This window comes from Micromonospora sp. WMMA1976, assembly GCF_027497335.1.
In the GTDB taxonomy this organism is placed as follows: domain Bacteria; phylum Actinomycetota; class Actinomycetes; order Mycobacteriales; family Micromonosporaceae; genus Micromonospora; species Micromonospora aurantiaca.
This window is the reverse complement of sequence record NZ_CP114912.1, coordinates 2,435,392-2,458,705: the sequence shown is the minus strand read 5'-3', so window position 1 is coordinate 2,458,705 and position 23,314 is coordinate 2,435,392. Positions and strand designations below refer to the sequence as shown.

Below are 23,314 nucleotides of genomic sequence, written 5' to 3'. Positions count from 1 at the left end.
AACCCCGAGCGCGGGCTCAGCCGGTCCGGCCGGTGCCCAGGAAGTACAGGCCGGTGGTGGAAGCGCCGGAGAAGCCGTCCACCTTGGCCGGGTCGTACGCGGTGACGACCTTGGTGTGCAGGATCGGGTACAGCGGCACCTGGTCCGCCGCCATGTCCAGGGCCTGCTTCCACAGCGCCTTGCGGGCCGTCTCGTCGGAGGTCTGCGCGGCCTTGTCGAGCAGGTCGCTCATGGCCTTGCGGTCGGCGTCGCTCCAGCGGTAGCGCTGGCCCGGCCAGGTCTCGCCGAAGTAGTACCAGCGCATCAGCAGGTCGGTGTCGACGCCGAAGACGCTCGGGTCACCGGTGGCCATGAGCACCCGGAAGGTGTCCTTGGGGACGATGTCGCCGTAGATGGCCGAGGACGGCACGGTGTTGAGCGTGGCGTTGACGCCGATCTTCTTCCACTGCTCGATGACCAGCGGGGCGACGTCCTTGACCACCGAACTGTCGGTGGTGTCGAGCCGGAACGACAGGTTGGTGACGCCGGCCTCCTGGAGCAGGGCCTTGGCCTTGTCCGGGTTGTAGTCGTAGACGGTGGCGGCCTTCTGGTAGGCCTTGTTGCCCTCGTCGAGGTAGCTCGTCGCCGGGCTGCCGTAGCCGTTGAGCGCGGTCTTGATGACCGCCTCCTTGTCGATGGCGTAGTGCAGGGCTTGGCGCACCCGCTTGTCGCTGAACGGCGCGGCGGAGTTGTTGAACATGAGGAAGACCTGGTTGAAGGCCTGCTTCACGTCGATCGTGTACTTGTCCTTGAGCGAGTCCACGTTCAGGTACGGCACGGCCTCGATGGCCTGCACCCGGCCGCCCTGCAGGTCCGACACACGGGCCGACGCCTCGGTGGTGGTGTTCCACGTCATCGTCTCGACCTTGGCGGCGCGCGGGCCGTTGTAGTTCGCGTTCTTGCTCAGCTTGATGCCGGATTCCTTGGACGCGCTGTCCACCTTGAACGGGCCGGAGCCGATCGGGGCGGTGTCGAACGCCTTGGCCGCGGCCGGGTCACCGGTCTTGGCCTTGGGGACGACCTTGATGACCGAGATCCGCTCGCTGAACAGCGCGAACGGGTACTTCAGCGTGAACTCGACGGTCGTCGCGTCCTTGGCGGTGACGGTGTCCAGGAACGACACGAAGCCCTGCATCAGCGGCGGCGCCTTCGGGTCCGCGGGCTTGAGCACGCGGGTGAAGGACCAGGCCACGTCCTCGGCGGTGACCGGGGTGCCGTCGAAGAACTTCGCCCCGTCACGCAGCGTCACGGTGTACGTCCGGCCGTCGGCCCCGGGGGTCGGGTCGCTCTTGGCCAGGGCGTTGTAGGGTTCCCGCGTGATCGGGTCGAGGTCGACGAGGCCCTCGAAGACGTGCTGGTTGACCGCTGTCGCCACGGCCGAGGAGGCGTTGCTGGGATCGAAACCGCTGGAGAGCGTGAAGGCCAGCGTCGCCTCGATGGACGTGCCCCCCTTCCCGTCGCCCACGGCGTTTGTCGAGGCGGGACCGCCACTGCAGGCCGCCAGCGCGACCGCGAGGCCGCCCGCGAGGGAGGCGACGGTCAGGGAGCGGACGCGGCCGCGCAGGGCGCGCCGGCTCCTCGACGGCTTACCGGTGGTGCTCACGTAGCTGCCTCCATAGGCTCTTCATGCGCTCGCGTGACCGCTCGCGCTCGGGGATGTGAAGCATAAGGTGTATGACGTCTGACGTCTGATGCCGGTAGGGTGAGGGTGTCAGATTCGGGAACGAAGGGCAAGGGGCAGATGACGACCATTGACGCCAGTCCGCTACGCGGCGCCGAGCGGCCCAGCCCTCGCCGGCAGGAGGTCGCCACCAGGATCAAGGAGTACATCCTGCGCAACCGCCTCAAGCCGGGGAACCTCCTGCCCACCGAGACGGAGCTGTGCGAGGCCGTCGGCGCCAGCCGCTCCAGCGTCCGCGAGGCAGTGAAGATCCTCTCCGCGCTCGACATCGTCGAGGTGCGCCACGGCCACGGCACGTTCGTCGGCCGTATGTCCCTCAACGCCCTGGTGGAGAGCCTGACGTTCCGCGGCCTGCTCAGCGGCGAGGACGACCACCACGTACTGGCCCAGGTCGTCGACATCCGCCAGACGCTGGAGCAGGGACTGGCCGCCACCGTCATCGACGCCCTGGACGAGCGGCACCGTTCGGAGCTGTCCGCGCTCGCCGACGAGATGCACAGCCGGGCCGCCCGGGGCGAGGACTTCCTCGACGTCGACCGCGCCTTCCACCTGAAGCTGATGGAACCCCTCGGCAACGACCTGCTGGTCCAGCTCACCGAGGCGTTCTGGCAGGTGCAGGCCATCGTCGCGCCCACGCTGCAGACCGAGCCGGAGGACCGGGTCATCACCGCCCAGCGGCACCAGGCGATCGTCGCCGCCCTCACCGCCGCCGACGCGGCGGCGCTGCGATCGGCCGTCGCCGAGCACTACGCGCCCATCCGGGCGAGCATCGCCCGCGCCGCACAGACCTGATCCGCCGTACGCCGGGACCTGTCGTTCGAGCCTGATCGAAGGTCTCTGTCCCGGCGCACGCCCCGCACCGAAGCTGTCTTCTGACGGGCGCACCGGGCGCCCCGGACAGCCGAGGTGCACGTCATGGCGGTGGTGTCGCGCCGAGCGCGGTCGAGGTGGTACGCCGTCGCGGTCCCCGCCGCCCTCGCGGCGGCGGTGGCCGGGGCGCTGGGCGCGCGCCCGGACGTCGCGCCGCCGCCCGAGAGTCAGCGCGCGCCCGCGGTGAGTGCCGCCGCCGTACCGGTCCTGCCCGCCGCCGCCCCGGCCGCCGACGTGCGGTACGCCGCCACGCAGGTGCTGATCCGCGACTGCATGCAGCGTCGCGGTTTCCGCTACTGGCCGGTTCCCCGGCAGCCGGTGCCGGAGCTGCGAGAATTCCCGTACGGCCTCGACGACGTCTCCTACGCCCGCCGGTACGGATACGGCGGCGCCCTGGAACGCCGCCTCCAGGAGGCGATGGCGGCCGACCCGAACGCCCGGTACGTCCGGGAGCTGCCCCCCGAACGCGGCGCCGCCGCCGTACGCGCGGTCAACGGCGACCCCGGCGAGCCCGACGCCCTGCGCGCGACGCTGCCGGCCGGCGGCGTGCTGCGCCGCAGCAGCCACAGCTGCACGTCCGAGGCGGAGCGGCAGCTCTACCGCGACCTGCCCGGCTGGTACCGCGCCACGAAAGTCACGGACAACCTGGCCGGCCTGCGCGTCGGCCGGGTGCTCGCCGACCCCCGCTACGCCGACGGCGTACGGGCGTGGCGGCGGTGCATGCACGCCGACGGGCACGACGTGGCCGACCCGGCATCGGCCCGCGCGTCGGTGCCCGAGCCGGCTGCCGGCTCCGCCACGCCCGGCGAGATCAGGCTGGCGGTGGCCGAGGCGACCTGTGCGGCCCGGACCGGGCTCGGCCCGCTCGCCCGGCGGCTCGACGCCGAGCATCGGGCCGCCCTCGACAGGCGGTTCCACACCGAGGTCGCCGAACGCCTCCGCCTGGAGGCCGCCGCGCTGCCGCTGGCACGCGCCGTGCTGGCCGCCGGCTGACCCACCCCCACGACGTCCGTGGCGGCCCGCCACGGAAGGACCCGACTGAAGGGAAACACCATGAGAGCACTACGGTCCGCGCTGGCCACAGTGGTCGCGGCGGCAGCCGCGCTGGCCTTCACCGCCACCGCCGCCCAGGCCGCGCCCCGGCCGACCCCGCACGCGGACACGGCGCAGCGTGCCGCCGCGGGCAGCGGTTACCTGTACGTCAGCCAGGACGCCAACTGGGCCGGCCGGTGGTGCTGGTGGTACAACGCCGACAACAACTGGGACACGATCAACACGGCGGAGAACGCCAACTGCGACTACAACAACCGGGCAAGCATGCGCAACCTGGCGTCCTCGGCCTGGAACGACTCCAACACCGGCCGGCCGGTCGCCCTCTACATCCACCCCGACTACACCGGCGCGTACGCGTGTCTCGGCGCCGGCGAGGTGTGGGACAACCTCACCCAGCACACCTTCAACTGGGGCTCCACGCGGGGCGGCTACGGGGAGACCACAAACGACAACATCGCCTCCCACCGGTGGCGTACGAGCTGCAGCGCGGGCTGAGCTGGGACAGGGCGGGGCGGCAGCCGTGCGGCTGCCGCCCCGCCGCGTCCAATCCAGCGATATACGTCAATGTCGTGGACGAGACTGAGCGCGGCGGCGCGCGTCGGAACACTGTGCGTCATGGGGACGCTACGCATCCACTTCACGGCCGGGGACCTCAGCCGCACCCGGCTGGCGGCCCGGCCGGATCCACTGTGGGAGATCATCTGTAGCCTGCACCGCCTCCAGACCCGGGCCGGTTACGCGGGTTACGCCCGGTGGCACCGGCAGATCCGTCCGGACCTGGAGCGCGCCGGTCTCGTCCCGGTCGTCCGCGAGCGGCTCCTGCCCGTCGCGCCGCTCAAGCGCTACTTCCCGGACTTCCTCACACCGGGCCCCGTCACCGACCTCGACGAGGGGATCGACCGGGTGCTCGGCACCCCGGCCCGGCGGATCCGCACCGAACTCGGGCGGATGGTGACGCCCGTCGACGGCGCGTGGATGAGCGACCTGGCAGCCGGCCGGCTCGCCGCCCGGCACGGCCTCGGCGACGCGCTGCGCGCCTACTTCCGGGTCGCGCTCGCTCCCTACTGGACGCAGATCACCTCCGCCGTCTCCGGCGACCGGGCGCTGCGCGGGGCCTGGGTCCTCGACAACGGCGCCGGGCAGATCCTCGACGACCTGAGCCCGGAGACCTCCTGGGATCCGCCGGTGCTGTCCGTGCACGGCTACCCGGAGGACCGGGACATGCATCTCGACGGCCGGGGCATCACGCTGGTCCCGTCGTACTTCTGCTGGCACGCGCCGATCACGCTGGCCGACCCCGACCTGCCGCCGACGCTCGTCTATCCGGCGCGCCGGCAGCGAGCGGAACCGGCGCCGCCGGCCGGCCCGCAACGCCGGCTCGGTCCGCTGCTCGGCCACACCCGGGTCGCGGTCCTGCGCGCCGCCGCGAGCGGCGCCACCACCGGCGAGCTGGCCCGGCGTGCCCGCATCTCGCCGGCCACCACCAGCCATCACACCACCATCCTGCGCGAGGCCGGACTGATCACCAGCCAGCGGCACGGCAACCTGGTGCTGCACCGGCTCACCGCGATGGGCGAGGCACTGCTCGGCGAGACGCACGGACCGGACCGCTGACGACTCCCCGGGCCGGACGGGGACGTCGACCGCAACCGATCCTTGACGGGCCGGGGTGAATCCGCCTAGCGTGCAGACATCGGACATCTGACGTCTTATAGCTAAGTCCGATTCCCCCTCCCCCGTCCGGAAGGAACCACGTGTCCCCTCGCCGCGCCATACCGCGCCGCGCAACCGTCCTCGCGGTGGCCGCCCTCACCCTCCTCTCCGTACTGCCCGCCACCGCTGCCCAGGCCGCCGCCCCCGCCGGTGTGACAGCCACCGTCGGTGCCGACTGCACCGCCGGCCGGCTGCTGCTCGACCTCGACAACCGCAGCGCCACGACGCAGACCTACACCGTCACCTGGCCCGGTCGCTCCGGCTCGCCGTGGACCCGCACGGTCGCCGCCGGTGGCAGCGCCGAGCTGTACTGGACGCTGTCCCCCGGCACGCCGTACACACTGCGCACGACGACCCCGACCGGCCTGGACGAGACCACCGGCGGCATCTTCCACTGCGGCACCGGCATGTCCGCGCTGGCCGGCTTCGACTGCACGAACGGCCGCCTCCAGCTCGCGCTGGAGAACCGCACCACGACGGCCCGCGACTTCACCGTCACCTGGCCCGGACGCACCGGCTCGCCGTGGACCCGCACCATCGCCGCCGGCGGCAACTTCCTGCACTACTGGACCGTCGGCGCCGGCACGCCGTACACGCTGCGGGTCACCGCGCCGGGCTTCGACACCACGCTGCGCGGCACCACCTCCTGCGACCTCGCCGCCGGCAACCCGCAGCTCGCCACCACCACGCTGCTGACCACGCAGACAGTGATCCGCGACCTCAACGGCGCGAACGGCCGCTACAACGGCACCGTCGCCTCGGTCCGCATCCCCGGCCTGGCCGTGAGCAACAACGGCACCGTCATCGCCGTGGCCGACGCCCGGGTCAACGGCTCGTACGACCTCGGCGGCGGCACCAACAACATCCAGATCGTGATGATCCGCAGCACCGACGGCGGGCGCACCTTCGAGCAGCCCCGCGTCATCCACGCGCCGCCCACCACCAGCGAGGGCGTCGGCGACCCCAGCCTGCTCGTGGACCGCGCCACCGGCGTCGTCTACTGCTTCTTCACCTACTCCCCCCGGCCCGGCATCAGCTTCTGGTCCGGCGGCTCCGGCCTGAACACCGCCGACGACCCGAACAGCATGCATCTGCGCTACATCACCAGCCGGGACGACGGCGCCACCTGGAGCGCCCCGGTCGAGCTGAACCCGGCCGTCAAGGACCCCACCTGGCGGCAGGTGTTCTTCTCCTCCGGCCACGGCATCCAGACCAGCACCGGCCGCCTGATCCAGCCGATCGCCTACCGGGACGCCGCGGGCACCAGCCACGCCGCGACCATCTACAGCGACGACCACGGCGCGACCTGGCGCCGCGGCGGATCCGCCGGCGCGAACATCAACGAGAGCAAGGCGATCGAACGCAGCACCGGCGCAGTGATGCAGAACATGCGGCACAACTCGACCCGCAGCCGCTTCTACGCCACCTCCACCGACGGCGCCGCGACGTTCGGTCCGGCGACGGCGAGCGCCGTGCTGACCGACCCGCTCTGCAACGCCGACGAGATGTCCTACCTGCGCCCGGCCGAGGTCGGCGCGAACCGCGCGCCGGTACGCACCCGCACGGCGCTGTTCAGCAACAACGCGCACCCGAGCGCGCGCAACGACCTCACCGTCCGGCTGTCCACCGACGACGGCGCGACCTGGCCGGCGCGGGCGCTGGTCAAGCCCGGCGGCGCCGGTTACTCGACGATGGCGGTCCTGGCCGACGGCACTGTCGGCAACCTGTACGAGGTGGGCGACACCGGCGGCATCTACTTCGCCCGGTTCAGCCTCGACTGGGTGAAGGGCGCCTGACCGCAGTGTCCCGCCCGGACAGCGGCGTCCGGGCGGGACACGGTCAGCGCTGCCAGCGGACCACGCCACCGACCACGGTGAGCGCCACGGTCAGGTCCCGCAGCCGCGCCGGTTCGACCCGGTACGGGTCGGTGGGCAGCACGATGAAGTCGCCGAGCATGCCGGGGCGCAGCCGGCCCTTCAGGTGCTCCTCGTAGGAGGCGTACGCTCCGGCCTCGGTGAAGCAGCGCAGCGCGGCGTCCAGGTCGAGCCGCTCGTGCGGGTCGACGCCGCCGGGTGGGGTGCCGCCGGGCTGCTGCCGGGTCACCGCGGCGTGGATGCCGAAGAACGGGTCGGGGTCCTCCACCGGGGCGTCCGACCCGAACGCCACAGTCGCCCCGGCGTCGAGCAGGCTGCGCCAGGCGTACGACGCCAGGCCCCGGCCGGCGAGCATCCGGGTGGTGAGCGGGATGTCGCTGGTGCAGTGCGTGGGCTGCATCGAGGCGATCACGCCGTGGCGGGCGAGCAGCGGGACGTCGTCCGGCAGCAGGTGCTGGGTGTGCTCGATCCGGTGCCGCAGCCGCGCCACCGGGCCGGGGCCGGCCGACTCGCGCCAGCGTGCGTACGCCCGCAGCACCATCCGGTTCGCCGCGTCGCCGATGGCGTGCGCCGCCACCGCGATCCCCGCCCCGGCGGCGGTCGCCACCAGCCGCTCGAACTCCTCGGCCGGGGTGACGGCGATGCCGTGGTTGCCGGGTTCCCCGTCGTACGGCTCGGTCATCAGGCAGGTGTGCGAGCCGAGCGCGCCGTCGGTGAAGATCTTCACCGGGCCGGTGCTCAGCCAGCGGTCCCCGTCCCCGGTGGCCCAGCCGGCGTCGATCGCCTCGTCCAGGGCGGTGGCGGGGATCGTCTTGTGCACCCGCAGCGGCAGCTCGCCCCGGGCGTACAGCGTCTCGTAGGCGGCGCGGGCGTCCTGCCCGTCGAGGTCGTGGATGCCGGTCAGACCGGCGGCGAGCAGCCGGGGCAGGTGGGCGCGGAGCTGCGCCACCAGGTCACCGGCGTGCGGGGAGCGCACCACCGCGTACGCCGCGTCGGCCGCCGCCTCGCGCAGGATGCCGGTCGGCTCGCCGTGCTCGTCCCGCGCGATCTGCCCGCCGGGCGGGTCGGGGGTGGCGGCGTCGATGCCGAGGCGGGCCAGGGCGGCGGTGTTCACCCAGATGGTGTGGCCGTCGATGCTCGGCAGCGCCGCCGGCCGGTCCGGGCAGACCCGGTCCAGGTCGGTGCGGGCCGGCTGCACCGGCCGGGTCCATCTGTTGCTGTCCCACCCGCCGCCGAGCAGCCAGGCGTCCGGCGGCAGCGCGGCGGCGTGTCCCGCGATCCGGGTCAGCGCCTCGTCGAGGCTCGCCGTGCCGCGCAGGTCCACCTGGTCCAGCCCGCGCACGTAGGACGCCGCGTGGATGTGGCTGTCGATCAGCCCGGGCAGCACGGCCGCCCCGCCGAGGTCGACCCGCCGCGCGCCGCCGCCGGCCCGGTCCCGGCAGTCGGCGAGGTCACCGACGGCGACGATCCGCTCGCCGCGGACCAGCATCGCCTCGGCGTACGGGCGGTCCGGGTCGAGGGTGTGGATGCGGGCGTTCTCGTAGACCGTGCCGCTCATGGGCTCCCCTGCCTCGGCGCTCGTACGGAGGGTCAGGACGTGCGGACCGGCGCCGTCTCCTCCGGCTCACCGGCCCGGTCCGCGCGGATCCGGTCGATGTGGTCGGCCAGCTCGTCGGTGATCAGCAGGTCCCGCCGGATGTCGTCGTGCGGGTACGCGGTCCGCCCGACCATGTGCGCCGCGACCGGGGCGGTGGCGAGCTGGAACAGGCCGACCAGGACCAGCGTGGTGATGTCCACCCCGGTACGCAGCCGCAGCGCGCAGCCGAGCAGCACCAGCAGCAGCCCGAGCACCTGGGGCTTGGCCGCCGCGTGCATCCGCGACAGCACGTCCGGGAAGCGGACCAGCGCGATGCCCGCGGCGAGGCAGAGCAGCGCGCCGGCGATCAGGCAGACGCCGGCGACGATGTCCAGGATCGCGTCGGCGGTCACTTCGTGCTTCTCCGGGACGCGAACCGGGCGACGCTCACCGATCCGACGAAACCGACGAGGGCGAGGACGACGAGGACCGGCAGCGCGGTGGCGTCCCGGCTGTAGGCCGCCTCGGTGGCGATGGCCGCGACCGCGACGGCGAGCAGCACGTCGGTGGCGACGGCCCGGTCGAGGATGGACGGCCCGCGGATGATGCGGACGAGGGTGAGTCCACCGGCCGCGACGAGCAGCGCGGTGACGATCACGGCGACGACGGTCACGTCGGTGCTCCTTCCAGTTCGACCGAACCGGAGGGTTCGGCCTCGTCGTGGCGGATCCGGTCGCGCTCCTCGACCGAGCCGACGGCGGCGACGATGCGCGCCTCCAGCTCGAGCACGCTGCGCCGGAACCGTTCCACCTCGTCGGGGCTCCGGATCCCGATGACGTGCACGTAGAGCGTCCCGGTACTCCGGTCGGCCTCCAGGATGAGGCTGCCCGGCACCAGCGACAGCGCCTCGGCGTTGAGGGTGAGGTTGAGGTCGGTGTTCACCCGCAGGCGCACCGCGATGATCGCCGAGTGCGGGTGCCCGGGCCGGACGGCCAGCCAGGCCACCTGGGCGGACGCGACCACCAGGTCGTACAGGAAGCGGATCACGAACCGCAGAAGCGGTACCGGCCGGATCCGGCCGGCGAACGTGACAGGGGGAAGCGGGAAGACGACCAGCAGCACCGCCGCGACCACGAGTCCGCTGATCACGTTGGCCCAGCTGAAGGTGCCCCACAACAGCACCCAGACGGTGACCAGGCCGGTCACCGCGATGGCCCGGTTGCGCCAGCGGTCACGGCGGGTCAGCGGCGCTTTCGGCTGACTGGTCACGGCGGTCCCTCCGGGAACACGGCCTCGACGTACGGGGCACGGCGCAACAGGTCGTCGGCGGCGTCGGTGCTGATGTCGAACAGCGGCCCGGCCACCACCGTCAACGCCAGGCCGAGCACCACGAGGGCGGCGGTGGACACGGTCATCAGCCGGGGCAGCACCGCACCGGCCGGCGACGGGCCGTCGTGCGGCTGCTCGGCGCCGTCGGTGCGGGCCGCCTGCTCGGCGTCGCCGGGCTGCGGCATGTCCGCGTGCGGCGCCCGCCAGAAGGCGAGGTTCCACACCCGGGCGATGGCGTAGAGCGTGAGCAGGCTGGTGAGCAGTCCCCCGGCGACGAGCGACCAGGCCAGGAACCCGCCGTCGTCCACGCCGGCCTGGACCAGGCCGAGCTTGCCGAGGAACCCGGAGAACGGTGGTATGCCGGCCAGGTTCAGCGCGGGCACGAAGAACAGCACCGCCAGCAGTGGTGACAGCCGGGCCAGGCCGCCGAGGCGGTCCAGCGCGGTGCTGCCGCCGCGTCGCTCGACCAGGCCGGCGGCGAGGAACAGCGTGGTCTGGATGGTGATGTGGTGCACCACGTAGAAGATCGCCGCGGACAGGCCGAGCGGGGTGGTCAGGCCGACCCCGAACAGCATGTACCCGATGTGGCTGACCAGCGTGAACGACAGCAGCCGTTTGATGTCCGACTGCGCGACCGCGCCGAGGATGCCCACCACCATGGTCAGCGCCGCTATCACCATGAGCAGGTCGGCGGTGCGGCCGCCGGGGAACAGCAGCGTCTCGGTCCGGATGATCGCGTACACGCCGACCTTGGTGAGCAGGCCGGCGAAGACCGCCGTGACAGGCGCGGGCGCGGTCGGATAGCTGTCCGGCAACCACGCCGACAGCGGGAACACCGCCGCCTTGATGCCGAAGGCGAGCAGCAGCATGCCCTGCAGCACCAGGCGGATGTCGTCGGGCAGCGCGTCCAGGCGGTCGGCGAGCTGCGCCAGGTTCAGCGTGCCGGTGGCGGAGTAGACCAGACCGATCGCCACCAGGAAGATCAGCGACGAGAGCAGGCTGACCACGACGTACGTGGTGCCGGCCCGGATCCGCGTCTCGGTGCTGCCCAGCGTGAGCAGCACGTAGCTCGCCACCAGGAGGATCTCGAAGCCGACGTAGAGGTTGAACAGATCGCCGGAGAGGAAGGCGTTGCACACGCCGGCGGTCAGCACCAGGTAGGTCGGGTGGTAGACCGACAGCGGCGTCTCCTCGTTGCCGTCGGCCATGCCCTGCCCGATGGAGTAGACGAGCACGCACAGGGTGACCGAGGCGGACACCACGAGCATCAGCGCGGCGAGCTGGTCGGCGACGAGCACGATGCCCATCGGCGCCACCCAGCCGCCCACCTCCACCACGAGCGGGCCGTCCAGCGAGGAGCGGACCAGGAGCATCGCGGCCACCGCGACGGTGGCGGCGAGCACGATGATGCTGACCCACCGCTGGGCGCGGGCCCGGCGGGCGAGCAGCAGGGTGAGGGCGGCGCCGAGCAGCGGCATCACCACCGGCAGCGGGACGAGCCAGGTCATCGGACGGCCTCCGCCTCACCGGCGGCGAGCACCCGGGCCTCGGGGCTGCCGTCGGCGGCGTCGACGGTGTCCGAGTCCGAGGTGCCCGGGCCCTCGTCCCGGTCGGCCAGCTCCATGATCCGGCGGTCCTCGACGTCGTCCTGCACCTCGTCGTGCCCGTTGAGGTGCCAGCTCCGATAGGCCAGCGCGAGCAGGAACGCGGTCATGCCGAGCGTGATCACGATCGCGGTCAGCACCATCGCCTGGGGCAGCGGGTCGGACATGTCCTCCTGGACGGTGGTGCCGACGATCGGCGGGCCGCCGGCCCGGCCGCCGGTGAGCAGCAGCAGGTTGGCGCCGTTGCCGAGCAGGATGACCCCCATCAGGACACGGGTGAGGCTGCGTTCCAGCAGCAGGGTGACGCCGGTGGCGAACAGGACGCCGATGACCACGACGTAGACCAGGTTGGGGATGTTCGGGCTCACACCAGCTCCTCTTCCCGTACGCCGGCCGGTTCGGTCTCCTGTTCGTCGACCTCCTCCTGGCGGTCCATCTCGGCGCCCAGGCTGCGCAGGATGTCCAGGACGAGGCCGACCACGATGAGGTAGACGCCGACGTCGAAGAAGACCGACGTCACGAAGTGCACGTGGCCCAGCAGCGGCAGGTGGAAGTCGAGCGTCGCGCTCTGCAGGAACTCGCCGCCCAGCAGCATCGCGGCCACGCCGGTGCCGACCGCGACGAACAGGCCCGCGCCGAGCACCAGGCCGGCGTCGACGGGTGCGGCGCCGTTGAGTTCGGTACGCCCGCCCGCCAGGTATCGCACGGCGAGTCCCAGCCCGGCGACCAGCCCGGCGGCGAAGCCGCCACCGGGGGCGTTGTGGCCGGAGAAGAGCAGGTAGATCGAGAACAGCAGGATGGCGTGGAAGAGCAGGCGGGTGACCACCTGGAGGATCACCGACTGCTGCCGGGAGGTCGCGCCGCTGGTCAGCCAGCGCGGGCGCGACGACTGCTGCCGGCCGGCGCCGGGGATGCCGCTGCGCAGGTCCAGCGCGCGGGAGCGGCGGAAGATCAGACTGGCCACGCCGGTGGCGGCCACCACCAGCACGGCGATCTCGCCCATCGTGTCCCAGGCCCGGATGTCGACGAGCGTCACGTTGACGACGTTCTTGCCGCCGCCGTAGGAGACGGCCTCGTCCGGGAAGCCGACCGAGATCGGCGTGGCGGTCCGGCTTCCCGCGGCCACGTACGCCATCCCGGCGGTGACCACGCCGACGGCGACGCCGAGCGCGACCCGGAACCGCCGGGTGGCGCGGATCGGGCGGGCCGAGAACCGGCGCGGCAGGCGACGCAGCACCAGCACGAACATCACGATCGTGACGGTCTCCACCAGGAACTGGGTGAGCGCGAGGTCGGGCGCGCCGTGCAGGATGAACATCAGCGCCGTGCCGTAGCCGGTCACGCCGACCAGGATCATCGCGGTCAGCCGGCGGCGGGCGCGCGCGGCCACCAGTGCCGCGACCACGATGACCGCGCCGGCGACGGCCTGCAACGGGGTGTCCCAGAGCTGGAACCGGCTGACCCACGGCGCGCCGGCGAGCACCGCGCCACCGGGCAGCACGACCAGCACCAGCAGGATGACGCCGAGGTAGAAGGGCAGCGAGCCGCGCTGGGTGGCGCCGGTCAGCTCGACCGCCGCGCGGTCGACCGCGCCGGCCAGCCGGTCGTAGCCGGTGGCACCGTCGAACGGCAGCCGCGGCAGGTGGGGCCGGCGCCGGTGCAGCAGCAGGAACAGCCCGAGACCGGCGGTCACCGCCAGCGCCGACAGGCCCAGCGCCGGGGTCAGGCCGTGCCAGAGGGCCAGGTGGTAGCCGGGGTCGGCGGTCGGGAACTGATCGGCGTACGGGGCCAGCACCCGGTCCACCGCCGGGGCGAGGACGCCGACCGCGAGACCGGCGAGGGCGAGCACCGCCGCCGGGCCGATGAACGCCGGCTCGATCCGGTGCGGCCGGGTCTCCGCGACGCCGGGCTTGGCGGCGAACGCGCCCCACAGGAACCGCGCGGTGTACGCGACGGTCAGCGCCGAGCCGGCCACCACCCCGGCGAGCACGACCAGTTCGGTGGTGCCGCCGTGCAGGAACGCCTCGAGCGCTGCTTCCTTGGCCACGAAGCCGATCAGCGGCGGCAGGCCCGCCATCGAGGCGGCCGCGAGTCCGGCGACCGCCGCCAGAACCGGCGCGCGCCGGCCCAGCCCGCTGAGCTCCCGCAGGTCGCGGGTGCCGGTGACGTGATCGACGACGCCGACGACGAGGAACAGTGTGGCTTTGAACAGGGCGTGCGCCAGCAGCATCGCGGCGCCGGCCAGCGCCGTGTCCCGGGTGCCCGCGCCGAGGATCACCATGAGCAGGCCGAGCTGGCTCACCGTGCCGTACGCCAGCAGCAGCTTCAGGTCGACCTGCCGCAGCGCCGTCCAGCCGCCGAGGAACAGCGTGATCAGGCCGCCGGCCAGCAGGACGCCGCGCCACACGGTGGTCTGGCCCACCGCCGGGCCCATCAGCGCGGCCAGGAACACGCCCGCTTTGACCATCGCGGCGGCGTGCAGGTATGCGCTGACCGGCGTGGGCGCGGCCATCGCGCGCGGCAGCCAGAAGCTGAACGGGAAGATCGCCGACTTGCTGGTCACGCCGAGCAGGACGAGCACCAGCGCGACGGTGAGGTAGCCGCCCTCGGGCAGGTTCCCGGCGATCTCCGACCACCGGTACGAGCCGGCGTGCTGGCCGAGCATCACGAACCCGGCGAGCATCGCCAGGCCGCCCAGCGTGGTCACCAGCAGCGCCTGCATCGCCGCGCGGCGGCTGGCCCGCTTGGTCGGGTCGCTGCCGATCAGCAGGTACGAGAAGACGGTGGTGAGTTCCCAGAACACGTACAGCAGCAGCAGGTCGTCGGAGACCACCAGGCCGAGCATCGCGCCGGCGAACGCGACGAACACCGCGGCGAACCGGCCGAGGCCGGGATCGTCGGAACGGAAGTAGCGCGCGCTGTAGGCCAGCACGAGGGCGCCGACCCCACCGACGAGCAGCACCAGCAGCCAGGACAGCGTGCCCATGCGCAGTGCGAGTTCCAGACCGAGCTGCGGCACCCAGGTGACGGTCTCGACGACGGGCCGGCCCGCGCGGACCGGTTCGGTGCGGGTCACCGCCCAGATCAGGGCCGCCGCCGGGACGGCCGCCAGCAGGTAGAGAGCCCGCCGACCGAGGAGGCGTACCAGCACGGGGGCGGTCACGGCTGCGAACGCATGGACCGCCACCAGAACCAGCACACACACTCCTCAAGATCGACCTGCGGTACGTCAACCCTAACCGGCGATTCGGCGAGGCGGTATGTCGAGAGAATCACGCGAACGTGTCGTGTCGGCTCCGCTGCGTTTCGGGTAAGGAGTGAGGTTTGCTTTGCCCGGTACACCGGTCGGCGTCCGGCGGTCGCCCCGATAGGGTTGTCGGCGTGCTGCCGATGCGAGCCGCCCTGGCGGGCACCACCGGGAACGCGATGCTGATGGGCCTCGCCGAGGTCAGCACGCCGGTCGGCTGGGTGCTGCTGCCGGGACTGCTCGGCGTCTCCGCCCGGCCCCGGGTCGCGGCGCTGGTGTCGGCGTTGGCGGGCGTGCTGGTCGCGCTGTCCGTCGTCGTACCGGTGGTCCCCGGCCACCGCAGTGATCCGCAGGCGCTGCTCGCCTCGGCGGCCGGCCTGGCCGCGGTGCCGCTCCTGGCCTGGGCGCGCCGCCGGACGCGGACCGCTGCGGTGACGCGCGCCGCCGCGCCGCCGGACGTCGCGGTGTTCACCGTGCCCGCCGGGCCGGGAAGCGCCGCGCTGGCGATCTGCGGTACGACCGGCGAGATCGGCGCCGCCGTACCGGTCCGCGGTGGCGGGCTGCGCGTCCTGCTCGGCACTGTCACCGGCGCCGCACTGGACACGCCCGCCGGACGCCGGGCGATCGAGCAGGCGTTCCGCCGGGCCGCCGCCGGACCGCGGCGCACCCTGCCGCACCTGGCCGGCGCGCTCGAGAAGGTGGTCCGCGACCTCGCCCCGGCGGGGCACCTGCGCGCCACGATCGTGGAGGTGGACCGCGCCGGATCGGTCCGCGCGATCCGGTGCGGATCACCGGATCTCGTCGTCGCCGCCGGGGACCGCGCCGACCCCGCAGGAGTGCCGGCCGGGCCGGCGATCGGGTCCACCGAGCCGGGCGGGCACGCCGCGCCCGGCCCGGTCACCGGCCACCGGATCGCCGTCGTCGGCACCGGCTTCACCGACGCGCACCGCGAGCGCTGGCTGCACGTACTCGATCAGGTGGCCGCCGGCGACGACCCGGCGCGGGCCGCGGAGCTGCTGACCCGCGGGCCCCTGGGCGGGCGGCGCACCGGCCCGGCGCTGGTGATCGACCCGTCGTCGCGGGCATGACACAGGCGGCGCACGCGGGCCGGTCGCCGGACGGCCCGCCTAGGCTGATGCGATGGGCCGGCGTCCGGTGCCGGCCCCGCCCGGGGGGACCGCGATGACCGACAGCGCCCGCCGTCCGGCGCCGGTCGCGGGCGGCGAGGACGAGCAGTGGCTGGCCGAGGTGGCCCGCGCGGCGGGCGCCGACGCCGGTGGCGTGCCGGTGGAGTTGCTCGGCGACTACCTGCGGCTGCTGACCGACGCGGCGGTGACCGGCCGCCGCCCGCGCCGCGCCGAACTCGACGCGGTCGGCGCGCTGGGCCGGCGCGCCGCCGAGCAGGGGATCTCCGCCGGCCGGGCGGTACGTCTCTACCTCTCCGCGGCGCGGCGCGTCTGGCGGCAACTGCCGCACCTGGACCGGTCAGACGACAGCGAGGCGGTCCGCGCCGCCGCCGACGCCGTGCTGCACGTGGTCGACACCGCGGTGGCCACGCTCGCCGAGGGGTACGCGGTGGCCCGCCGGGAACTGGTCCGGCGGGAGGAGTCGCTGCGCCGGGAACTCGTCGACGACCTGCTGCGCGGCGACTCCGACCTGGGCGGGCTGGTGGAACGGGCCGAGCCGTTCGGCCTGGACCTGGCCCGGGTGCACCAGGTCGCGCTGGCCGCGCCCGGCCGGCGGCTGCCGGACACCGAGGCGGCGATCAGCGCGCTGGAGCGGGTCATCTTCGACCGGCTCGGTGACCGGGACGTGCTGGTGGCCACGAAGGAAGGACTGCTCGTGGTGATCGCCCCGGCGGATCCCGTGACCGCCGACCGGGGCCGCGGCGCCGGCGCGACCGGCAACCTCGGCTCGTTGATGCACGGTGAGCTGGACCGCCTGGTGCGGGGCCGGCCGTGGCAGGTGGCGGTGGGCCGTCCGCACCCCGGCGTCTACGGCATCGCCCGCTCGTACGAGGAGGCCCGGGAGGCGCTCACCACGGCGCGCCGCCTGCACAGCGAGGCATCCGTGATCGACGCGCACGACCTGCTGATCTACCGCGTGCTGCTGCGCGACCAGCCCGCCATGGTCGACCTGGTACGGGCGGTGCTGACGCCGCTGGCCCAGGCGCGTGGTGGCGCCGAGCCGCTGCTGGACACGCTCACCGAGTACTTCGCCTGCGGCGAGGTGTCGACCGAGGCCGCCCGCCGGCTGCACGTGTCGGTGCGCACGGTCACCTACCGGCTGGCCCGGATCCGGGCGTTGAGCGGCTACGACCCCGCCGACGCGCGGGACCGGTTCACGCTGCACGCCGCAGTGCTCGGCGCGCGGGCACTGGACTGGCCGCGCCGGCCGCTGCCGGCGTAGGACCGGCGCCGGCCCGGGCCCGCCGCCGGTGTGACCGGCGGCTCAGGCCGGTACGGCGACCAGCTCCGGGAAGCCGAGCAGGTTGGCCAGGGCCGACGCCTCGTCACGGGTGAGCGTGAGCGTGACCATGCGGTCCGGGTCGTCCGGGTCGTCGTGGACGACGTCACGCCGGCCGCCCACCTGGTAGTCGATCACCCCGATGCGACGGCCCTCCTCGGTGACCAGCGTGTGCCGGACCCCGATGCCGGGGAGGTTCGTACGTTCGACGATCACGGGGACCTCCTTCGCACGCGGCCGCCGGGGACCGGCCGGAGCCGGCCGGAGCTACGGCGACGCGGTGGACGTTCGAGCTGAGCTCGCGTTCTCCATGTGTCAACCATAGCCAGGGGGTATGGGCGGATCCGGGTTCCGGCGACCGGCAATCATTGCGCCCTTTGTTGGCCGGTGGTGCGCAGTGCCGCGCGCGACGTTCCCGGCGACGCTGGAGGTCCGAGGCGGTACCCGAGTAGCGAGGAGGTGGTGAGCATGACCCGCACGTCGATGGCTCCGCCACCGGTGTTCGCCGGTCTCCTCGCGTCCCGATCTGCGAGCGGCGACCAGAAGCGCGTCTGAGCCCCCGGCCGCCGGCGTCGTCGAGTGAATCCGACGCCCGCGGCCCCGGCCACGCCCCTCCCCCGCACGTCCACCGCCCGTTGGGCACCCTGATCCGAAAGAGGTCGGTATGCCGCACCCTGTCACCGCCATTCGCCCACCGGTCCGTACCGGCATGCTGATCGGCCGCTCCCACGGCAGCCGCCCGCCGGTCACCGTCGACGCGGCGCCGATCGCCGTGGACCTCGGCAGCAGCCTGCTGCGGATCTGGCTCGGACCGGGCCGGACGCTGAGCGTCCCGCTCGGCCACGGCCTGCGCAGCCCGGTCGTGCGGCGCGGCCGGATCATCGACGGCCCGGCCTGCGTCTCCGAGCTGCGGCGGATCCTGCGCGACCACCGCACCCCGGTCCCGGTCGGGGCGCTGGTCGTGGCCTGCCGTCCGGTGCTCGCCGCGCCGGCCGAGCAGGAGGCGACCCGCCGGGTGCTCACCGCCGTGCTCGCGCCGTCCCGGCTGCTGTTCCTCGACAGCGTCCGGGCGGGTGCCATCGGCGCCGGCGCCGCCGCCGGCACCCTGCTGGTCGCCGACATCGGCGCCCAGCTCACCGAGGTGGCGCTGCTGGAGGACGGCCGGGTGGTCGCCGCCCGCCGGGCCGATGTCGGCACGCGGGACCTCAACCACGCGACGACCGCCGCCATGCTCGCCGACACCACCGCCCGGCTGGTACGCGAGCTGCGGCAGGACGCGACGCTACGGCCCCTGGTCCGCGACGCGCTGGCCCGTGGCCCGATCGTCATCGGTGACGGCGCCACCCGGCCCGACGTGACCGCCCGCCTGGTCGCCACGCTCGGCGCGACGGTGCACCGGGCCGCGTCACCGCGTACCGCCGCGCTGACCGGCGCCGGCATGGCCGCCATCTCGGCCCTGCGACACCCGCACGAAACCCCGCGCCGCCCGGAAAGGAACGCCTGATCATGACGCACGCCCTCAACCGCACCGAAACGCTGCGCGAACTGCTGGACCGGCAGTTCGGCGAGTACACCGACCAGCTCACCGAGCTGACGCTGCACACGCGGCAGCCCGACTACGGCGGCCACGACCCGGACACGCTGCGCCGGCTCGTCGAGACCGCCCGGCAGGGCGTCGCGGACACCGCCCAGGCGCTGAAGCGCATGTCCGAGGGCACGTACGGCGTCTGCGAGCGCTGCGGGCTGGACATCCCGACCGCCCGCCTGGAGATCCTGCCCTCGGCCCGCTTCTGCGTGCCGTGCCAGCAACGCCGCTGAGCACGCACGGGGCGGTCGGGGCGGGCGCCGGCCGGTAGCGTCACCGCCATGAATGTCGATGACGTCGCCGGCCGGCTCGGCGTGCCCGCCGAGGAGGTCGACCGGGTGCACCGGCTCGCCGGTGACCTGCCCTCCGCGCCGCTGCCCGGCCGGGCGGACGCGCCGGCCCTGCTGGCCCGGCTCGCGGTACGCCCCGACGACGCCGCCGAGATCCTCGCGGGCTGGCCGGAACCGGGGTCACCACTGTGGACCGCCGAGCTGCGCTGGCTGCTCGACCGCTCGACCGCCCTGGTCCGCGCCGACCTCGGCGGCCACGCCTGGCTGACCCCGGGCCCGGCGCTGCCGCGCGACCGGGGTCCGGCCTGGCGGCACCTCTACGTCTACGCGTACCTCGCACTCGTCGACGTGGTCCGGGCCTACCACCGCGACCACGGCGTCCCCGACGACGTGTCCTGGGCGACACTCGCCGACCTGGGCAACAACCTCGCCGTCGACCGGCGGATGAACGGCGACGGCTGGCCGGTCATGCAGAGCTGGCTGACGCTGCACGTGCGCGGTGGCCTCTACGAGCTGGGCCGGCTCCAGCACCAGCGCGGCGACGGCGGCGCGATCGGCCTGCACATCCCGGACTCGGGACCGCTGACCCCGGAGGCGGTCGACGCGTCGCTGGACCGGGCCCGCGCGTTCTTCCCGCGCCACTTCCCCGGCGAGCGCTACACCGCGTTCTCCTGCGGTTCCTGGCTGCTCGACCCGCAGTTGCGCGAATACCTGCCGGAGGACTCCAACATCATCCGGTTCCAGCGGCGGTTCACGCTCGAGCCCCACCAGGAGCAGGACACGCCGGACGGCGACGTCGAGGTGCTGCGGTTCGTGTTCCGCAGCCTGAGCACGCCGCTGGACCGGCTGCCGCGCCGCACCGCCCTCCAGCGCGCGGTGATCGACCACATGCGGGCCGGTCGCCACTGGCAGTGGCGCCAGGGCCGCTTCCCGATGTAGTCACGTCAGCGGCCGCATGCCGCCCCGGTCCGGGCCGGCATGCGGCGGCAGCGGCGCTCCGCGGGCCAGCCAGTCGTCGAGCGCGGCCTGGTCGCCGAACAGCAGCACCGGCGGCCCGGCCGGGTCGGCCGCCCAGGCCCGCATCCGCCGCCGTGCCCGGCCGAACCCGGTCAGGTGCCACACCAGGATCGAGTCGCGGGACAATACGCTGCGCAGCGTCTCCCGGTTGCCGTTGCAGATCAGCTCGCCACCGGCCAGCCGCCACAGCGTGCGCCGCAGCAGCCGCCGGAACGAGACCGCGCGCGGAAGGTCCAGGCCGATCACCAGGTCGGCGCGGCCGAGGACCACGTCCCGCCAGCCGTGGTACGCGCCGTCGAGGATCCAGCTGTCGCGCCGGCAGATCGCCTCGATCCGGCGACGCTGCTCGGCCACCGGCACCTCGACCCAGCCGGGCTCCCACAGCAGGTCGTCGACCGGATGCCAGGGCAGACCGAACCGCTGCGCCAGATGCGCGGCGAGCGTCGACTTGCCGGAGCCGTGGATCCCCTCGACCAGGATGCGGGCCGGGGCGGTCATGGCAGCAGCGTAGGCACCGCGCGCACCCGGCGCGATCCGGGCGGCCCGGTCAGTGCGCGACAGCGACCGCCGGTGCCGCCTCCAGGCCGGCGAGCTGGGACGGCCGCACGACCACCAGCAGCACCACCAGCGCCGCCACCATCCCGCCGGCCACCACCAGCGCCATCGCCACCGCGCCGGTGCCGAGTACGCCCACCAGCGGCGCTGCCACCGCGCCCACGCCGAACTGCACGGCGCCGAGCAGGGCCGAGGCGGTGCCGGCCGCCTCCCCGTGGCGGGACAGCGCCAGCGCCGGGGCGTTCGGCATGGCCAGGCCCGCCGCCGCCAGCACCAGCCACAGCGACACCAGCAGGGCGGGCAGCCCACCGAAGCCGGTCGCGGCGAACACCACCAGCGCCAGCCCGGCCACCGTGCCCGCCGCCAGCGAGGTCACCAGGATCCACTGCGACGGGTAGCGCCGCAGCAGCCGCACGTTGTACTGGGTGGCGCCGATCAGGCCGATCGCGCCCGCGCCGAACGCCAGGCCGAACTGCTGCTCGTCGAGCCCGTACCCGTCCTGCAGCACGAACGACGACCCCGCGACGTACGCGAACAGCGCGGCCATGGCCAGCCCGGCGACCAGGACCAGCCCGACGAAGACCCGGTCCCGCAGCAGCCCGCCGTACGTCCGGACGGTCGCGACGACTCCGCCGCGCCGGCGCCGCACGGGCGGCAGCGTCTCGGGCAGCGCGATCGTGGCCAGCACGACGAGCAGCACCCCGAAGACGGCCAGGACCACGAACACGCCGCGCCAGTCGGTCCACCGCAGCACGCCGCCGCCCAGCGTCGGCGCGAGGACCGGGGCCGCGCCCATCACCAGCAGCAGCCGGGACAACAGCGTGGCGAACGCCGCGCCGCTGAACAGGTCACGCACCACCGCCATCGCCACCACGGCGGTCGCGGCGACGCCGAGGCCCTGCACGACGCGCAGGACGCCGAGGACGGCGACGTTCGGGGCGATCACGCACAGCGCCGACGCCACGATGTGCAGCAGGAGGCCGGCGATCAGCGGGCGGCGCCGCCCGACCGCGTCCGACAGCGGCCCGATCAGCAGCTGCCCGACGGCGAGCCCGGCGAGCGTGCCGGTGAGCGTCAACTGGACCGCCGCCGACGTGGTGGCGAAGTCCGTGACGATCGCGGGCAGCGCGGGCAGGTACATGTCGATCGTCAGCGGACCCACGGCGATCAGCGAGCCGAGGACCAGCACGAGCTTCAGCCGCTGGCCTCGGCTCATCAGGTCACCAGGGGTGGGCGTCGGGGCGGCATCGGTCGTCTGGGGCGTCCCGGCCCGGTCGTGCGACCGGGCGCGGGCGGGTGCGGCACTCACACAGTGAGTCAAATGCGCCCCCGGTGATCACATTCCCGTCTCGGCAAGAGGTAACGCAGGTCACCCGCCTACCGGCCGGTGCGGCACGCCGCCGGACAGGGACCGGCGTCGCTGCCGGCGCCGGCTGAGCCGGCACCGGCAGCTCGGGGCGGCAGGATCAGTTCCAGGGAGCGGTCGGGAACCAGCCCACCCCGAAGAGGGCCGGCACCCGTACGTCCCAGTAGACGATGAGGAACACGCCGACGAGCACCAGCGCGACGCCCGACAGCACGGTGCCGCGCCGGCTCGGGGCGGTGAGCAGGCGCCCGCCGGTCAGCCTCGACGCGATCACCACGACGAGGACCATCACCAGCATGTTGCCGAGCGTCTGCAGGCCGAACACGGCCGCGCCGTACGCCGGGTTCTTGTCGGCCACCGCGTAGAGGAAGAGCTTGTGGAAGAGCGGGAACGGGCGGCCGATCAGGAAGGCGCCGATGATGACGCCCAGCGCGACCAGGCGGGCCCGAGGCCGGCCGGCGAACGGGTCCGGAACCAGCTTCAACGCCGCCAGGCCGAGGTAGAGCAGGGCCAGGCCGGCCAGCCCGAACACGACGGACGCCTGCACGAGCCGCACCGGTACGCCGCCGGCCGTGGTCGCGGTGGACAGCTGCGGCAGACGGTCCCCGAGCAGCACGCCCACGGCACCGTAGGTCAGCGCGACAGCCATGCTCCCGGCGGTGAGCCAGCCCAGCGGGGCGAGCAGTCCGCGCAGTCCGGACCTCGTCGTCTCCCTGGTGACCTGCGGGACCATCCCGAACGCGGCGACGTTGCAGGCGGTGAACGTGCCGGCCAGGCCGGACACGAAGGCGAAGGCGAGCCCGGCGACGGAGCCGCCGATCGCCGTCGCCTTCGCGTCGTGACCCAGGAGAGAGTTCGCGATGTTGTCGCCGATCACCGAGTCGACGAAGGTGAACGACCAGGCGACGGCGAGCAGCACCCCGGCCACCGCGCCCGCCACGGCGAAGCCGAGGGCCGCGGACGTGCGGCCCTGCGGTGTCGCGTCGACGGTGACTACCGGGACTGCTCCCCGGTCGGCTACGGACATGGTTCCTCCTCGATGGGTGATC

General features: G+C 73.7%; 22 protein-coding genes. 10 read left to right on the top strand and 12 right to left on the bottom strand.

What is annotated here, in order from left to right; genetic code table 11:
* Positions 1-16: 16 nt before the first annotated feature.
* Complete coding sequence (locus tag O7546_RS11330; RefSeq protein ID WP_281600886.1) at positions 17-1,642, bottom strand: ABC transporter substrate-binding protein; 1,626 nt, start codon at positions 1,640-1,642, stop codon at positions 17-19.
* Between the two features lie 138 nt (positions 1,643-1,780).
* Here O7546_RS11330 and O7546_RS11325 point away from each other — a divergent pair, with 138 nt between their 5' ends.
* The 5 genes from O7546_RS11325 (at position 1,781) to O7546_RS11305 (ending at position 7,152) form a co-directional block, all read left to right on the top strand.
* On the top strand, positions 1,781-2,512 hold the full coding sequence (locus O7546_RS11325; RefSeq protein ID WP_194800014.1) for an FCD domain-containing protein: 732 nt from the start codon (positions 1,781-1,783) through the stop codon (positions 2,510-2,512).
* Positions 2,513-2,635: 123 nt separating this feature from the next.
* Positions 2,636-3,583 carry a hypothetical protein gene (locus O7546_RS11320; protein WP_194800013.1) on the top strand — a complete coding sequence of 316 codons (948 nt, stop codon included), beginning with the start codon at positions 2,636-2,638 and terminating at the stop codon, positions 3,581-3,583.
* A gap of 60 nt (positions 3,584-3,643) precedes the next feature.
* Positions 3,644-4,138, top strand: a complete 495-nt coding sequence (locus O7546_RS11315) for a hypothetical protein (protein WP_194800012.1) — start codon at positions 3,644-3,646, stop codon at positions 4,136-4,138.
* 120 nt (positions 4,139-4,258) lie between these two features.
* Positions 4,259-5,257: a helix-turn-helix domain-containing protein gene (locus O7546_RS11310; protein WP_281600885.1), complete on the top strand. Its 999-nt coding sequence runs from the start codon at positions 4,259-4,261 to the stop codon at positions 5,255-5,257.
* 185 nt (positions 5,258-5,442) lie between these two features.
* On the top strand, positions 5,443-7,152 hold the full coding sequence (locus O7546_RS11305; protein WP_281600884.1) for an exo-alpha-sialidase: 1,710 nt from the start codon (positions 5,443-5,445) through the stop codon (positions 7,150-7,152).
* A gap of 43 nt (positions 7,153-7,195) precedes the next feature.
* On the opposite strand, the gene O7546_RS11300 is transcribed toward O7546_RS11305, so the two are convergent.
* From O7546_RS11300 to O7546_RS11270, 7 genes are read right to left on the bottom strand one after another with little or no spacing between them, the layout of a single operon-like run.
* Complete coding sequence (locus tag O7546_RS11300; protein ID WP_281600883.1) at positions 7,196-8,788, bottom strand: amidohydrolase; 1,593 nt, start codon at positions 8,786-8,788, stop codon at positions 7,196-7,198.
* A gap of 32 nt (positions 8,789-8,820) precedes the next feature.
* On the bottom strand, positions 8,821-9,219 hold the full coding sequence (gene mnhG, locus O7546_RS11295) for a monovalent cation/H(+) antiporter subunit G (RefSeq protein WP_194800008.1): 399 nt from the start codon (positions 9,217-9,219) through the stop codon (positions 8,821-8,823).
* Complete coding sequence (locus tag O7546_RS11290) at positions 9,216-9,479, bottom strand: monovalent cation/H+ antiporter complex subunit F (protein ID WP_135239653.1); 264 nt, start codon at positions 9,477-9,479, stop codon at positions 9,216-9,218. Before O7546_RS11290 ends, mnhG begins: the two co-directional genes overlap by 4 nt.
* Positions 9,476-10,075: a Na+/H+ antiporter subunit E gene (locus tag O7546_RS11285; protein ID WP_194800007.1), complete on the bottom strand. Its 600-nt coding sequence runs from the start codon at positions 10,073-10,075 to the stop codon at positions 9,476-9,478. The genes O7546_RS11290 and O7546_RS11285 overlap by 4 nt, the downstream gene beginning before the upstream one ends.
* Positions 10,072-11,643 (bottom strand): Na+/H+ antiporter subunit D, encoded by a 1,572-nt coding sequence (locus tag O7546_RS11280; RefSeq protein WP_194800006.1) that lies wholly within the window; start codon positions 11,641-11,643, stop codon positions 10,072-10,074. Before O7546_RS11280 ends, O7546_RS11285 begins: the two co-directional genes overlap by 4 nt.
* Positions 11,640-12,107 (bottom strand): Na(+)/H(+) antiporter subunit C, encoded by a 468-nt coding sequence (locus O7546_RS11275; RefSeq protein ID WP_194800005.1) that lies wholly within the window; start codon positions 12,105-12,107, stop codon positions 11,640-11,642. Before O7546_RS11275 ends, O7546_RS11280 begins: the two co-directional genes overlap by 4 nt.
* Positions 12,104-14,938 carry a Na+/H+ antiporter subunit A gene (locus O7546_RS11270; RefSeq protein WP_194800004.1) on the bottom strand — a complete coding sequence of 945 codons (2,835 nt, stop codon included), beginning with the start codon at positions 14,936-14,938 and terminating at the stop codon, positions 12,104-12,106. The genes O7546_RS11275 and O7546_RS11270 overlap by 4 nt, the downstream gene beginning before the upstream one ends.
* Before the next feature lie 191 nt (positions 14,939-15,129).
* On the opposite strand from O7546_RS11270, the gene O7546_RS11265 reads away from it, so the two are divergent.
* Positions 15,130-16,074, top strand: a complete 945-nt coding sequence (locus O7546_RS11265; protein ID WP_281601154.1) for a hypothetical protein — start codon at positions 15,130-15,132, stop codon at positions 16,072-16,074.
* Between the two features lie 94 nt (positions 16,075-16,168).
* Positions 16,169-17,395 carry a helix-turn-helix domain-containing protein gene (locus O7546_RS11260; protein ID WP_194800003.1) on the top strand — a complete coding sequence of 409 codons (1,227 nt, stop codon included), beginning with the start codon at positions 16,169-16,171 and terminating at the stop codon, positions 17,393-17,395.
* A gap of 42 nt (positions 17,396-17,437) precedes the next feature.
* Here O7546_RS11260 and O7546_RS11255 read toward each other — a convergent pair whose 3' ends face one another.
* Positions 17,438-17,668, bottom strand: a complete 231-nt coding sequence (locus O7546_RS11255) for a potassium transporter TrkA (protein ID WP_194800002.1) — start codon at positions 17,666-17,668, stop codon at positions 17,438-17,440.
* Positions 17,669-18,116: 448 nt separating this feature from the next.
* On the opposite strand from O7546_RS11255, the gene O7546_RS11250 reads away from it, so the two are divergent.
* Genes O7546_RS11250 through O7546_RS11240 form a run of 3 tightly spaced genes read left to right on the top strand, consistent with a single transcriptional unit; the run spans position 18,117 to position 20,266 of the window.
* The gene (locus O7546_RS11250; protein ID WP_281600882.1) at positions 18,117-18,956 is read left to right on the top strand and encodes a rod shape-determining protein; all 840 of its coding nucleotides are present in this window, start codon (positions 18,117-18,119) and stop codon (positions 18,954-18,956) included.
* Positions 18,957-18,958: 2 nt separating this feature from the next.
* Positions 18,959-19,270, top strand: a complete 312-nt coding sequence (locus O7546_RS11245) for a TraR/DksA C4-type zinc finger protein (protein ID WP_194800000.1) — start codon at positions 18,959-18,961, stop codon at positions 19,268-19,270.
* Positions 19,271-19,318: 48 nt separating this feature from the next.
* A complete protein-coding gene (locus tag O7546_RS11240) occupies positions 19,319-20,266 on the top strand; it encodes an acyltransferase domain-containing protein (protein WP_269696731.1) in 948 nt (315 codons plus the stop codon).
* On the opposite strand, the gene O7546_RS11235 is transcribed toward O7546_RS11240, so the two are convergent.
* From O7546_RS11235 to O7546_RS11225, 3 genes are all read right to left on the bottom strand, one after another.
* Positions 20,267-20,842: an adenylate kinase gene (locus O7546_RS11235; RefSeq protein WP_281600881.1), complete on the bottom strand. Its 576-nt coding sequence runs from the start codon at positions 20,840-20,842 to the stop codon at positions 20,267-20,269.
* Between the two features lie 49 nt (positions 20,843-20,891).
* Positions 20,892-22,115, bottom strand: a complete 1,224-nt coding sequence (locus O7546_RS11230) for a multidrug effflux MFS transporter (RefSeq protein ID WP_194800134.1) — start codon at positions 22,113-22,115, stop codon at positions 20,892-20,894.
* 250 nt (positions 22,116-22,365) lie between these two features.
* Complete coding sequence (locus O7546_RS11225) at positions 22,366-23,292, bottom strand: hypothetical protein (RefSeq protein ID WP_281600880.1); 927 nt, start codon at positions 23,290-23,292, stop codon at positions 22,366-22,368.
* Positions 23,293-23,314: the final 22 nt, after the last annotated feature.

Excerpts from the sequence above, each read along its gene's own strand:
- O7546_RS11325 (WP_194800014.1), top strand. The coding sequence starts at position 1,781 with ATGACGACCATTGACGCCAGTCCGCTACGCGGCGCCGAGCGGCCCAGC.
- O7546_RS11320 (WP_194800013.1), top strand. The coding sequence starts at position 2,636 with ATGGCGGTGGTGTCGCGCCGAGCGCGGTCGAGGTGGTACGCCGTCGCG.
- O7546_RS11315 (WP_194800012.1), top strand. The coding sequence starts at position 3,644 with ATGAGAGCACTACGGTCCGCGCTGGCCACAGTGGTCGCGGCGGCAGCC.
- O7546_RS11310 (WP_281600885.1), top strand. The coding sequence starts at position 4,259 with ATGGGGACGCTACGCATCCACTTCACGGCCGGGGACCTCAGCCGCACC.
- O7546_RS11300 (WP_281600883.1), bottom strand. The coding sequence starts at position 8,788 with ATGAGCGGCACGGTCTACGAGAACGCCCGCATCCACACCCTCGACCCG.
- O7546_RS11280 (WP_194800006.1), bottom strand. The coding sequence starts at position 11,643 with ATGACCTGGCTCGTCCCGCTGCCGGTGGTGATGCCGCTGCTCGGCGCC.
- O7546_RS11265 (WP_281601154.1), top strand. The coding sequence starts at position 15,130 with ATGCGAGCCGCCCTGGCGGGCACCACCGGGAACGCGATGCTGATGGGC.
- O7546_RS11260 (WP_194800003.1), top strand. The coding sequence starts at position 16,169 with ATGACCGACAGCGCCCGCCGTCCGGCGCCGGTCGCGGGCGGCGAGGAC.
- O7546_RS11250 (WP_281600882.1), top strand. The coding sequence starts at position 18,117 with ATGCCGCACCCTGTCACCGCCATTCGCCCACCGGTCCGTACCGGCATG.
- O7546_RS11245 (WP_194800000.1), top strand. The coding sequence starts at position 18,959 with ATGACGCACGCCCTCAACCGCACCGAAACGCTGCGCGAACTGCTGGAC.
- O7546_RS11240 (WP_269696731.1), top strand. The coding sequence starts at position 19,319 with ATGAATGTCGATGACGTCGCCGGCCGGCTCGGCGTGCCCGCCGAGGAG.
- O7546_RS11235 (WP_281600881.1), bottom strand. The coding sequence starts at position 20,842 with ATGACCGCCCCGGCCCGCATCCTGGTCGAGGGGATCCACGGCTCCGGC.
- O7546_RS11230 (WP_194800134.1), bottom strand. The coding sequence starts at position 22,115 with ATGAGCCGAGGCCAGCGGCTGAAGCTCGTGCTGGTCCTCGGCTCGCTG.
- O7546_RS11225 (WP_281600880.1), bottom strand. The coding sequence starts at position 23,292 with ATGTCCGTAGCCGACCGGGGAGCAGTCCCGGTAGTCACCGTCGACGCG.